Annotated in this window: 5 protein-coding genes, 17 tRNA genes and 3 rRNA genes; 1 reads left to right on the top strand and 24 read right to left on the bottom strand. The window is 44.8% G+C overall.

What is annotated here, in order from left to right:
* Positions 1-166 precede the first annotated feature (166 nt).
* Entirely contained in the window at positions 167-1,375 is a 1,209-nt protein-coding gene (locus tag PSR12_RS01315) for a CynX/NimT family MFS transporter (RefSeq protein ID WP_221683347.1), read from the top strand.
* Between the two features lie 67 nt (positions 1,376-1,442).
* Here the strand turns inward: PSR12_RS01315 and PSR12_RS01310 are convergent, their stop codons facing one another.
* The 24 genes from PSR12_RS01310 to PSR12_RS01195 form a co-directional block, all read right to left on the bottom strand.
* Positions 1,443-1,973 (bottom strand): hypothetical protein, encoded by a 531-nt coding sequence (locus PSR12_RS01310; RefSeq protein WP_221683346.1) that lies wholly within the window; start codon positions 1,971-1,973, stop codon positions 1,443-1,445.
* Between the two features lie 49 nt (positions 1,974-2,022).
* Complete coding sequence (locus PSR12_RS01305) at positions 2,023-3,069, bottom strand: nitric oxide synthase oxygenase (protein ID WP_274771282.1); 1,047 nt, start codon at positions 3,067-3,069, stop codon at positions 2,023-2,025.
* Between the two features lie 159 nt (positions 3,070-3,228).
* Positions 3,229-3,399, bottom strand: coding sequence for a hypothetical protein (locus tag PSR12_RS01300; protein ID WP_274771281.1), 171 nt, complete (start codon positions 3,397-3,399; stop codon positions 3,229-3,231).
* Positions 3,400-3,793: 394 nt separating this feature from the next.
* A tRNA-Glu gene (locus PSR12_RS01295) sits at positions 3,794-3,865 on the bottom strand.
* A gap of 1 nt (position 3,866) precedes the next feature.
* Positions 3,867-3,943: transfer RNA gene (locus PSR12_RS01290), tRNA-Asn, on the bottom strand.
* A gap of 7 nt (positions 3,944-3,950) precedes the next feature.
* Positions 3,951-4,024, bottom strand: a tRNA-Ile gene (locus PSR12_RS01285).
* Positions 4,025-4,028: 4 nt separating this feature from the next.
* Positions 4,029-4,102: transfer RNA gene (locus PSR12_RS01280), tRNA-Gly, on the bottom strand.
* Between the two features lie 5 nt (positions 4,103-4,107).
* Positions 4,108-4,183 (bottom strand) — tRNA-Phe (locus tag PSR12_RS01275).
* A gap of 6 nt (positions 4,184-4,189) precedes the next feature.
* Positions 4,190-4,282, bottom strand: a tRNA-Ser gene (locus PSR12_RS01270).
* Between the two features lie 13 nt (positions 4,283-4,295).
* A tRNA-Ala gene (locus PSR12_RS01265) sits at positions 4,296-4,371 on the bottom strand.
* A 15-nt stretch (positions 4,372-4,386) separates the two neighbouring features.
* A tRNA-Pro gene (locus PSR12_RS01260) sits at positions 4,387-4,463 on the bottom strand.
* A gap of 15 nt (positions 4,464-4,478) precedes the next feature.
* Positions 4,479-4,555 (bottom strand) — tRNA-Arg (locus PSR12_RS01255).
* A gap of 18 nt (positions 4,556-4,573) precedes the next feature.
* Positions 4,574-4,646: transfer RNA gene (locus PSR12_RS01250), tRNA-Lys, on the bottom strand.
* A 13-nt stretch (positions 4,647-4,659) separates the two neighbouring features.
* A tRNA-Gln gene (locus PSR12_RS01245) sits at positions 4,660-4,734 on the bottom strand.
* Positions 4,735-4,743: 9 nt separating this feature from the next.
* Positions 4,744-4,819 (bottom strand) — tRNA-His (locus PSR12_RS01240).
* Between the two features lie 48 nt (positions 4,820-4,867).
* A tRNA-Trp gene (locus PSR12_RS01235) sits at positions 4,868-4,941 on the bottom strand.
* A 4-nt stretch (positions 4,942-4,945) separates the two neighbouring features.
* Positions 4,946-5,029 (bottom strand) — tRNA-Tyr (locus tag PSR12_RS01230).
* 7 nt (positions 5,030-5,036) lie between these two features.
* Positions 5,037-5,112, bottom strand: a tRNA-Thr gene (locus PSR12_RS01225).
* Positions 5,113-5,120: 8 nt separating this feature from the next.
* A tRNA-Asp gene (locus PSR12_RS01220) sits at positions 5,121-5,196 on the bottom strand.
* A gap of 7 nt (positions 5,197-5,203) precedes the next feature.
* Positions 5,204-5,276: transfer RNA gene (locus PSR12_RS01215), tRNA-Val, on the bottom strand.
* Positions 5,277-5,287: 11 nt separating this feature from the next.
* Positions 5,288-5,403 (bottom strand): 5S ribosomal RNA (rrf, locus tag PSR12_RS01210).
* Between the two features lie 67 nt (positions 5,404-5,470).
* A 23S ribosomal RNA gene (locus tag PSR12_RS01205) occupies positions 5,471-8,398 on the bottom strand.
* Between the two features lie 181 nt (positions 8,399-8,579).
* Positions 8,580-10,131, bottom strand: a 16S ribosomal RNA gene (locus tag PSR12_RS01200).
* Together the 16S, 23S and 5S rRNA genes with 17 tRNA genes alongside form the textbook arrangement of a ribosomal RNA operon.
* 390 nt (positions 10,132-10,521) lie before the next feature.
* Complete coding sequence (locus tag PSR12_RS01195; RefSeq protein WP_257520983.1) at positions 10,522-12,375, bottom strand: SLC13 family permease; 1,854 nt, start codon at positions 12,373-12,375, stop codon at positions 10,522-10,524.
* Between the last annotated feature and the right edge of the window lie 12 nt (positions 12,376-12,387).

The raw sequence follows: 12,387 nt of genomic DNA, 5'->3' as shown, positions 1-12,387 counted from the left end.
CATATAATTATTAAATTTATGATGTTTATTATACTAACATAAGACCATAGACATTTCAATACCGCAAGAAATGTTCCGTATTTTATGAATCTTCTACTATTTTTAATAGTGTGATAAAGTGTTATAGTAGTTCAATTAGAATGGTTATTATTAGGGGGGATTTATTTTGACTACAAATGATCATACCACTAGTTATCCAAGTAAAAAAATTAGCTGGAAAGGAACAACCTTACTTTTAGTCTTTGGCGTTATCTTTATAGCCTCTACATTACGAATGCCACTAACTGTTGTTGGTCCAATTATATCCTTTATCCGTGAAGATCTTGGAATATCTAATGTAGTGGCTGGCTTTCTAACAACAATTCCATTGCTGGCTTTTGCTATTATATCTCCATTTGCACCAGTTGTAGCACGCAAACTAGGGCTTGAGCTAACATTATTTTTATCAACTTTTCTCTTGGCCTTAGGAATTGTCCTACGTTCACTTGGTACGACAGAATTACTTCTATTGGGTACTGTGTTAATTGGCGTAGCCATTTCTTTTGGAAATGTACTAATTCCAGGATTATTAAAATTGAAATTTCCATATCATGTGGGTTTATTAATGGCCTTTTTCACCATGTCCATGAATTTTACTGCTGGCCTTGGAGCTGGTATTAGCTATCCGATAGCTAATTCATCGTTAGGCTGGCAAGGTGCGCTTTCCATTGCACTCATACTCGTTCTAATTACAATCCTAATTTGGATACCTCAACTAAAGTCAAATTACCCAGAACCAGTTACTACATCTAAAAAGACCAGTACACCTTTATGGAAATCACCTGTTACTTGGGCTGTCACAGGGGCAATGGGTTTACAGTCTTTATTATTCTATACAACAGCAGCGTGGATACCTGAGATCTATATTGCTCAAGGTTTAGCGCCTGATAAAGCTGGCTGGATGTTTTCAATCATGCAATTCTCACAAGTACCAATGGCTTTGGCAGTGCCTATTATTGCAGGTAAAATGACTTCTCAACGCCCACTTGTATTGATGTTTACATCCTTCTATTTAGTAGGCTTTGTTGGAGTTGTCATGGAATGGACAAGTCTTGGGGTCCTGTGGATGGTTCTTCTAGGGTTAGCAGGTGGTTCTTCATTCGCCCTAGCAATGATGTTCTTCACTCTCCGTACTCGTACTGCATTTGAAGCAGCAGATTTATCAGGCTTTGCACAATCTTTGGGTTATTTATTTGCCGCAATTGGTCCTATTCTTTTTGGCTACTTGCATGATTTATTTGGTGGTTGGAATATTGCGGGATGGCTCTTTGTCGTTGTGGCAATTTTACTCTTCTTTTGCTCAATGAGAGCTTCTAAGAATGAATATGTGCATTAAAATTAAATAAAGCAGGTGGTTCAGCTTCCTCCATCTGCTTTATTTCTATATAGTGTTTACACATTACTTAATTGTCGAGTTGCTGGATTAATGTTAGCAATTCAGCAAGGCATTCTGATGCTTCATTATTACGAGCTGTTATAGTAGAAAAAATAGGAACAGCCTCTTGTAAAAGCAAATAACTATAATAGTAATAGCCTACAAAAGCTTGCTTTCCATAGCCCTTTGGCGTTTCTTCCTCCCACTCCTGCTCATCATTGTCCTCATTTTCTATCCATAAATAGTTGACGTCTAATAGCTCCTGCATATTTTTAACAGTATTGACTGGGTCGAGATAATCTTTCGTAATAGCATGTGCCACAGCTAAATATAATTGTATTTCTTGTAAGGAGACAACCTCTAATTTTTTACTAGTAAGCTTTTTTAACAGGACAAGCAAAACCCATGGTGTCACCTGCCACAGTGTACCTTGATGTTCGATTAATTCAGCTAGTTGTGTGTATTGCTCCTGTTCTATCAGCTTAGGAATGGCTGTACCTCTACCATAAGGTGTCGTCAATTGTCTCCACGGGATATTGGGAATTTGCTGATCTAACATAGTAAGCCCTCTCTCATCAAAAGTGTTGAAAGTAAACAATTCCTTTACACTAATAGCATGGTTTTTGATAAAAATAATTTGGTGTATGATATATATTTACATAGGGTTTATGGAATATGTGAGTTGTGGCAGGGGAAAGTGGTGGGATTAACCATGTCCAGTTGCCAGTAACTTCTCTTCCTGTTGATTTTTCAGCCTCCTCAAACAATCTAAACTGCTGAGCTGCTGTATGATGATCAACAATGCTCACACCCTCTTCTTTAAATGAGTGAAGAACAGCAATATTAAGTTCTACTAAAGCACGATCACGCCAAAGAGACGCTTGTTTGGTTGTATCAAGATTAAAAATCTCTGCAATTGCAGGTAACATATTATAACGATCATGATCTGCTAAATTTCGTGCACCAATCTCTGTTCCCATATACCAGCCGTTAAATGGAGCTGCTTGAAAATCAATTCCAGCCATTTGAAAACGCATACTCGAAATAATAGGTACAGCATACCACTTCATTCCTAATTTCTCCACATCGATTGACTCTGGATGGCGGATTGAAACCTCTACTACATTTTCTTCAGGAATTACAAACATTTGAGGAGCACGATCATCCACCTGTATAACGATTGGTAGTACATCAAAATCAGTTCCTTTACCTTTCCATCCTAACGACTCACACACTTTTGTAAATTTAATGGACTGCGAATCTCCAATAATGCCTGCCTCTGTTTCATAGCCTGCATAACGAATTAGTTGATGATTCCAAATCCGTACTCTATCTGAAGCAAACACTGTTATAGTTGGACGGATTTTCCCATGATTTGTCGCATAATCAATATGTTCTAGTAATTTTTGAAAAATAGCCTTTTCATCTAAAACATCACGTGCATCTACTACATGCAGTGACTGCCAAAACAGACGTCCAATACACTTATTGCTATTTCGCCATGCCACCCGTGCGCCAAAAACTAGCTCCTCTGTTGTTGGGTGATATTCACCTGCATCCTTAACTGCCTGTAATCTATTCTTTAACCAAAATTCTGATTCATTTTGTTCTGTCTTATATAGACTTAAAAATTGCTGTATCTCCTGTATATTCATATCGATTCCTCCACTTATCCTCATATTAGAGGAACAAAACCACAAGCACCATGAAAATAGTAATTGAAAAAACATACATATTTTATATATGAAATAGTTTGTTCAAATTTACTCTATAGACTCTCTTTCTTAAGAGAATGTAAGGGAGAGGGATCCTAACTATTGTAAAAAGTCTACATTAATCATGTAACCTTCATAGTGTTGTAGCAAAGCAATCAATAGAATTTTTTGTGAAAGATAAAAGTCTTTCCATTTTAGGCTACTTACATGCTGCTGACGCTTGGCTTTCGCGCTGCGGTTAGCCTCTTTCTGGCTAACCCCGGCAATCAAGTAGTCTTCCTCATTTATCCCACAAATAAATTGAAGGTGTTCACTTATGGATGGCTGTTGTAACTGATTCCCTACTCCACATTGAAAATAAGAGCTTATCTCCTCTAAGCATACAGATAATGGGCTTTTTGATCGCTATGCTACTATGAAAAAAGTAAAGACACTTTGCAGAAAAGTTGATTGTAGTGGAGCCAGCGTCACAGATGAGACCCTGGAGCAAACGTAAATGAGTGAAGTGGCTCATCGGACGCCCTCTGGAAAGGAAACTGGCGGAACGGAAATCAACCTCTTACCTTGCTAATAGGTGTCTTTTTCTGCTAGTGATCTTTTCTCAACAACATGAAAAAGGAGAATAGAAAAAAGCATGTAACACACATCTGTGCTACATGCTTGATGACCCGTACGGGATTCGAACCCGTGTTACCGCCGTGAAAGGGCGGTGTCTTAACCACTTGACCAACGGGCCGTGGCTCCGAAGGCAGGACTCGAACCTGCGACAACCTGATTAACAGTCAGGTGCTACTACCAACTGAGCTACTTCGGAATAATGATGGGCCTAAATGGACTCGAACCATCGACCTCACGCTTATCAGGCGTGCGCTCTAACCAGCTGAGCTATAGGCCCATTTTGGAGCGGGTGATGAGAATCGAACTCACGACATCAGCTTGGAAGGCTGAGGTTTTACCATTAAACTACACCCGCAATAATGGTGGGTCAGGACGGAATCGAACCGCCGACACTTAGAGCTTCAATCTAATGCTCTACCAACTGAGCTACTGACCCGAAAAATGGAGGAGGTAGAGGGATTCGAACCCCCGCGCGGTGTTACCCGCCTGTCGGTTTTCAAGACCGATCCCTTCAGCCAGACTTGGGTATACCTCCAAAAATATTACAATGGTGGAGCCTAGCGGGATCGAACCGCTGACCTCCTGCGTGCAAGGCAGGCGCTCTCCCAGCTGAGCTAAGGCCCCATTTATCATGAAAGATGGTCGGAATGACAGGATTCGAACCTACGACCCCTTGGTCCCAAACCAAGTGCTCTACCAAGCTGAGCTACATTCCGTAAACATGATTTTATTGGCGCGCCCGACAGGAGTCGAACCCATAACCTTCTGATCCGTAGTCAGACGCTCTATCCAATTGAGCTACGGGCGCATGCTAATTAAAAAATGATGAGCCATGAAGGACTCGAACCTTCGACCCTCTGATTAAAAGTCAGATGCTCTACCAACTGAGCTAATGGCTCATGAAATTAAAAATGGCTGGGGTACTAGGATTCGAACCTAGGCATGACGGAATCAAAATCCGTTGCCTTACCGCTTGGCTATACCCCAATTTTAAAATGGGGCGACTGATGGGAATCGAACCCACGAATGTCGGAACCACAATCCGATGCGTTAACCACTTCGCCACAATCGCCACTATATAAATTATATTAGCTGTATTATGAACGAGTACCTCAATACCTGGCAGGGGCAGTAGGAATCGAACCCACACCAAAGGTTTTGGAGACCTCTATTCTACCGTTGAACTATGCCCCTAAAATGGTGGAGGGGGACGGATTCGAACCGCCGAACCCTAAGGAGCGGATTTACAGTCCGCCGCGTTTAGCCACTTCGCTACCCCTCCAAGGGAATGGTGCCGGCGATAGGAGTCGAACCCACGACCTACTGATTACAAGTCAGTTGCTCTACCAACTGAGCTACACCGGCAATAATAATGGCGGTCCCGACCGGGATCGAACCGGCGATCTCCTGCGTGACAGGCAGGCATGTTAACCGCTACACCACGGGACCAAAATGATGGAGGATGACGGGCTCGAACCGCCGACCCCCTGCTTGTAAGGCAGGTGCTCTCCCAGCTGAGCTAATCCTCCACAAAAAATAAGCGAAGCGACGTCCTACTCTCACAGGGGGAAGCCCCCAACTACCATCGGCGCTAAAGAGCTTAACTTCCGTGTTCGGTATGGGAACGGGTGTGACCTCTTTGCCATCATCACTTCACTTATTCAGCTGAAAGACTTATTCTTTCAAAACTGGATAAACGGTACATTGAATGTTTCAAACTTTTTTGGTTAAGTCCTCGATCGATTAGTATTCGTCAGCTCCATGTGTCACCACACTTCCACCTCGAACCTATCTACCTCATCGTCTTTGAGGGATCTTACTTACTTGCGTAATGGGAAATCTCATCTTGAGGGGGGCTTCATGCTTAGATGCTTTCAGCACTTATCCCGTCCACACATAGCTACCCAGCGATGCCTTTGGCAAGACAACTGGTACACCAGCGGTGTGTCCATCCCGGTCCTCTCGTACTAAGGACAGCTCCTCTCAAATTTCCTACGCCCACGACGGATAGGGACCGAACTGTCTCACGACGTTCTGAACCCAGCTCGCGTACCGCTTTAATGGGCGAACAGCCCAACCCTTGGGACCGACTACAGCCCCAGGATGCGATGAGCCGACATCGAGGTGCCAAACCTCCCCGTCGATGTGGACTCTTGGGGGAGATAAGCCTGTTATCCCCGGGGTAGCTTTTATCCGTTGAGCGATGGCCCTTCCATGCGGAACCACCGGATCACTAAGCCCGTCTTTCGACCCTGCTCGACTTGTAGGTCTCGCAGTCAAGCTCCCTTGTGCCTTTACACTCTACGAATGATTTCCAACCATTCTGAGGGAACCTTTGGGCGCCTCCGTTACCTTTTAGGAGGCGACCGCCCCAGTCAAACTGTCCGCCTGACACTGTCTCCTGCCCCGCTAAGGGGCATGGGTTAGAATTTCAATACAACCAGGGTAGTATCCCACCGACGCCTCCTTCGAAGCTGGCGCTCCGAGATCTCTGGCTCCTACCTATCCTGTACAAGTTGTACCAAAATTCAATATCAGGCTACAGTAAAGCTCCACGGGGTCTTTCCGTCCTGTCGCGGGTAACCTGCATCTTCACAGGTACTATAATTTCACCGAGTCTCTCGTTGAGACAGTGCCCAGATCGTTACGCCTTTCGTGCGGGTCGGAACTTACCCGACAAGGAATTTCGCTACCTTAGGACCGTTATAGTTACGGCCGCCGTTTACTGGGGCTTCAATTCGCAGCTTCGCTTGCGCTAACCACTCCTCTTAACCTTCCAGCACCGGGCAGGCGTCAGCCCCTATACGTCACCTTACGGTTTTGCAGAGACCTGTGTTTTTGCTAAACAGTCGCCTGGGCCTATTCACTGCGGCTCTCATGCGCTTGCACGCTCAAGAGCACCCCTTCTCCCGAAGTTACGGGGTCATTTTGCCGAGTTCCTTAACGAGAGTTCTCTCGCACACCTTAGGATTCTCTCCTCGACTACCTGTGTCGGTTTGCGGTACGGGCACCTCTCACCTCGATAGAGGCTTTTCTTGGCAGTGTGAAATCAGGAACTTCGTCCATACGGACTCGCCATCACAGCTCAACGTTACAGTGTGCGGATTTGCCTACACACACGCCTTACTGCTTGGACGCGCACAACCAACGGCGCGCTTACCCTATCCTACTGCGTCCCCCCATTTCTCAAACGGTGAGGAGGTGGTACAGGAATATCAACCTGTTGTCCATCGCCTACGCCTATCGGCCTCGGCTTAGGTCCCGACTAACCCTGAGCGGACGAGCCTTCCTCAGGAAACCTTAGTCATACGGTGGACGGGATTCTCACCCGTCTTTCGCTACTCATACCGGCATTCTCACTTCTAAGCGCTCCACCAGTCCTTCCGGTCTGACTTCAACGCACTTAGAACGCTCTCCTACCACTGACATCGTAGATGTCAATCCACAGCTTCGGTGAATCGTTTAGCCCCGATACATTTTCGGCGCAGCGTCACTCGACCAGTGAGCTATTACGCACTCTTTAAATGATGGCTGCTTCTAAGCCAACATCCTGGTTGTCTGTGCAACGCCACATCCTTTTCCACTTAACGATTACTTTGGGACCTTAGCTGGTGGTCTGGGCTGTTTCCCTTTTGACTACGGATCTTATCACTCGCAGTCTGACTCCCGTGTATAAATATCTGGCATTCGGAGTTTGTCTGAATTCGGTAAACCGGGATGGCCCCCTAGTCCAAACAGTGCTCTACCTCCAGTATTCTCATCACGAGGCTAGCCCTAAAGCTATTTCGGAGAGAACCAGCTATCTCCAAGTTCGATTGGAATTTCTCCGCTACCCACACCTCATCCCCGCACTTTTCAACGTGCGTGGGTTCGGGCCTCCAGTAAGTGTTACCTCACCTTCACCCTGGACATGGGTAGATCACCTGGTTTCGGGTCTACGACCACGTACTATTTCGCCCTATTCAGACTCGCTTTCGCTGCGGCTCCGCCTTCTAAAGCTTAACCTCGCACGTAATCGTAACTCGCCGGTTCATTCTACAAAAGGCACGCTATCACCCATTAACGGGCTCTAACTACTTGTAGGCACACGGTTTCAGGATCTCTTTCACTCCCCTTCCGGGGTGCTTTTCACCTTTCCCTCACGGTACTGGTTCACTATCGGTCACTAGGTAGTATTTAGCCTTGGGAGATGGTCCTCCCGGATTCCGACGGAATTTCACGTGTTCCGCCGTACTCAGGATCCACTCAGGAGAGAACGAACTTTCGACTACAGGGCTTTTACCTGCTCTGGCGGACCTTTCCAAGTCGCTTCATCTAACTCGCTCTTTTGTAACTCCGTATTGAGTGTCCTACAACCCCAAGAGGCAAGCCTCTTGGTTTGGGCTCTTCCCGTTTCGCTCGCCGCTACTCAGGGAATCGATTTTTCTTTCTCTTCCTCCAGGTACTTAGATGTTTCAGTTCCCTGGGTCTGCCTTCAAGACGCTATGTATTCACGTCAAGATACTACGCGATTAAACGTAGTGGGTTCCCCCATTCGGAAATCTCCGGATCAAAGCTCACTTACAGCTCCCCGAAGCATATCGGTGTTAGTGCCGTCCTTCTTCGGCTCCTAGTGCCAAGGCATTCGCCGTGCGCCCTTAATAACTTAACCAAGTTATTAAGCCTATAAAAAACTTAAAAAATAAATGTGTTTGTTACAATTTCAATGTCGTTTTATCCAGTTTTCAAAGAACAAGTTTTGAAGTGTTTCATTCAGATAGAATGAACCTTCAAAACTGAACGCAAAACGTAATCGTACAAACCCAAGGTTTGTATTCCGAAATAATCCTTAGAAAGGAGGTGATCCAGCCGCACCTTCCGATACGGCTACCTTGTTACGACTTCACCCCAATCATCTATCCCACCTTCGGCGGCTGGCTCCAAAAGGTTACCTCACCGACTTCGGGTGTTACAAACTCTCGTGGTGTGACGGGCGGTGTGTACAAGGCCCGGGAACGTATTCACCGCGGCATGCTGATCCGCGATTACTAGCGATTCCGGCTTCATGTAGGCGAGTTGCAGCCTACAATCCGAACTGAGAACGACTTTATCGGATTAGCTCCCTCTCGCGAGTTGGCAACCGTTTGTATCGTCCATTGTAGCACGTGTGTAGCCCAGGTCATAAGGGGCATGATGATTTGACGTCATCCCCACCTTCCTCCGGTTTGTCACCGGCAGTCACCTTAGAGTGCCCAACTAAATGATGGCAACTAAGATCAAGGGTTGCGCTCGTTGCGGGACTTAACCCAACATCTCACGACACGAGCTGACGACAACCATGCACCACCTGTCACCGTTGCCCCCGAAGGGGAAACTATATCTCTACAGTGGTCAACGGGATGTCAAGACCTGGTAAGGTTCTTCGCGTTGCTTCGAATTAAACCACATGCTCCACCGCTTGTGCGGGCCCCCGTCAATTCCTTTGAGTTTCAGTCTTGCGACCGTACTCCCCAGGCGGAGTGCTTAATGCGTTAGCTGCAGCACTAAGGGGCGGAAACCCCCTAACACTTAGCACTCATCGTTTACGGCGTGGACTACCAGGGTATCTAATCCTGTTTGCTCCCCACGCTTTCGCGCCTCAGCGTCAGTTACAGACCAGAAAGTCGCCTTCGCCACTGGTGTTCCTCCAAATCTCTACGCATTTCACCGCTACACTTGGAATTCCACTTTCCTCTTCTGCACTCAAGTCCCCCAGTTTCCAATGACCCTCCACGGTTGAGCCGTGGGCTTTCACATCAGACTTAAAGGACCGCCTGCGCGCGCTTTACGCCCAATAATTCCGGACAACGCTTGCCACCTACGTATTACCGCGGCTGCTGGCACGTAGTTAGCCGTGGCTTTCTAATAAGGTACCGTCAAGGTACAGCCAGTTACTACTGTACTTGTTCTTCCCTTACAACAGAGTTTTACGATCCGAAAACCTTCTTCACTCACGCGGCGTTGCTCCATCAGGCTTTCGCCCATTGTGGAAGATTCCCTACTGCTGCCTCCCGTAGGAGTCTGGGCCGTGTCTCAGTCCCAGTGTGGCCGATCACCCTCTCAGGTCGGCTACGCATCGTCGCCTTGGTGAGCCGTTACCTCACCAACTAGCTAATGCGCCGCGGGCCCATCCTATAGCGACAGCCGAAACCGTCTTTCAGTCTCTCGCCATGAAGCAAGAGAGATTATTCGGTATTAGCCCCGGTTTCCCGGAGTTATCCCAAACTATAGGGTAGGTTGCCCACGTGTTACTCACCCGTCCGCCGCTAACGTCAAAGGAGCAAGCTCCTTTTCTGTTCGCTCGACTTGCATGTATTAGGCACGCCGCCAGCGTTCGTCCTGAGCCAGGATCAAACTCTCCATAAAAGAAATTTGATTAGCTCAAATTGTTTTGCTGGCATCATGTTTGATGTCCAAAATTGTGTTTCGTTCACTAGCTAAACTAGTTACTTAAAACTTTATTGATTACGTTTTGCTTGTTCAGTTTTCAAGGTTCATGTTTTGCTTTATTTTAGCGTGTCACCCTGGCGACTTGTATAATACTACACCCTTATTTTTAAAAGGTCAACACTTTTTAATAAAAAACTTTAATTTTTTTATTATCAAAGTAAAACTTCCTATATTAATAACTACCAAATCTATTCACAAGCTAGCTCAATGTTAGACCATGAACTAGAAAATAATTTTATCATAATTTCCTACAAAAAAATAATAGATCTTTAAAAAAACAAAAAACTCGGTAAAGAAACCGAGTTTTTAAAATGGGAAAAAGAACGGGATGGCTATCATCATCACAATAAACATAACAAGTTGTAACGGAACCCCTATTCTTACGAAATCCATAAATTTATAGCCCCCCGCCGTCATTACCAGTGCATTCGTAGGGGAAGCAATTGGCGTAGCAAATGCCATACTTGCTGCAACTGCGACTGCAATCATAAATGTTGTGGGACTAACTTCCATTGCAATGGCTGCACTCATGGCAATGGGTGCAAACAATACAGCAGTTGCCGTATTACTAATAAATTGACCAAAAACAGCTGTCAAAATATAAACTCCTATGAGTACGCCGTATGGTCCGAAACCACCTAAAGCATTAATAATACCATCAGATAAAATGGTCATGCCCCCTGTTTTTTCTAACGCTGTCGCCATTGGTAACATGGCAGCCACTAGCACAATACTTTCAAAATTCATATTGCTATAGGCATCTTCCATGTTTCTCAAGCAACCTGTTAAAATCATAAGTACAGCACCAATCATCACAGAAATGACAGCAGGGAAAATTTCAAATGCCATCAAAATAATCATGAATAACATAATAATCCCGGCAATTCCAGCTTTGCCTGTAGCCGCTGCCACACTTGCGTGTTCTTTCGGCTGTCCGACAACCACGACATCTTGCGTTTCTCTTGCTAACAAAAGTATTTCATCCCATGCTCCCTGTACTAATATTGCGTCTCCAAATTTTAATTTGTGAGATACCATATCCTGAAGCTTGTAACCACCCTTACGATTAATACCAATGATATTTAGATTGTATTTTTCCCGGAATCCAAGGGAACTAACCGTTTCATTGATAAAGCTCGAATTTGGGGTAAGCAATACCTCAGCAATACCCAGATGCTTCGATACCAATTCATCGGCTTCTCCTTCAACTAATCCTTGCATCTCAAGATGATAGTCCTCAACAAAACGACGGATATCCTCTATTTCTCCTTGAACATATAACTCATCCATGGCATGAATGACACTAGTTGGTCCTGCCATTTCTTGATAAGTCATCGGTAGTAAATTAATGCCCTCCTGTGATTTCCGATGAATTTTCATCATACAAAGCATATACTTAGCTGGTAGTTTTAATTCCGCTAACGATGTTTCAATAATAGGTGACGCCTCAGGAACGGAGATTTTAAATAGACGATTATTTAAATCATATTGCTTAATAATTTTTTTTGGTGAAAGTTTATAACCTTCATTGGTCTGTGTACGGTTTTGATCCTTTGGTAATAAAATATTTCTTACAATTACTAAGTAGATAATGCCAGCAATCATCCCCACGATACCAATAGGAGTTACTTCAAAAAAGCCAAGTTTGTTATAGCCTCGATCAACCAATAACTGACTGACAATTAAATTGGTTGGGGATGCAATCAGTGTCATCAAACCAGAAAGACTTGCTACATAGGAGAGTGGTAGTAGAAATTTAGAAGGGCTAATTTTCATACTAATTGCTATACTTACAACGATTGGCATCATTAAGGCGACAGTACCCGTATTACTCATAAATGCACCAACCGATCCTACAATAATAAGTAGTAGCACAAATAACTTCAGCTCACTATTGCCTGACCATTTTAGTAAGAGTTGGCCCGCCATGCCTGCCAGGCCCGTACGTAGGATCCCTGCACCCACGACAAATAACCCTGCAATCATTAAAACTACAGAGTTTGAAAAACCAGCTAATGCCTCCGCGGGCGTCAAAATATCCATAATGACAAATGCTAAAAGTGACACAATTGCTACAAGATCTGCTCGTATTTTATTGGTCACAAATGCGAAAATTGTTGCTCCTAAAATAAGAAATGTTAATGTAAGCTGCACATTCATGAATTCCTTTCT

Origin of the sequence: Lysinibacillus sp. G01H (assembly GCF_028872195.1) — a bacterium.
Lineage (GTDB): Bacteria > Bacillota > Bacilli > Bacillales_A > Planococcaceae > Lysinibacillus > Lysinibacillus capsici.
Note: the sequence above shows the minus strand (reverse complement) of the source record. Positions and strands in the feature narration are given on the sequence as shown.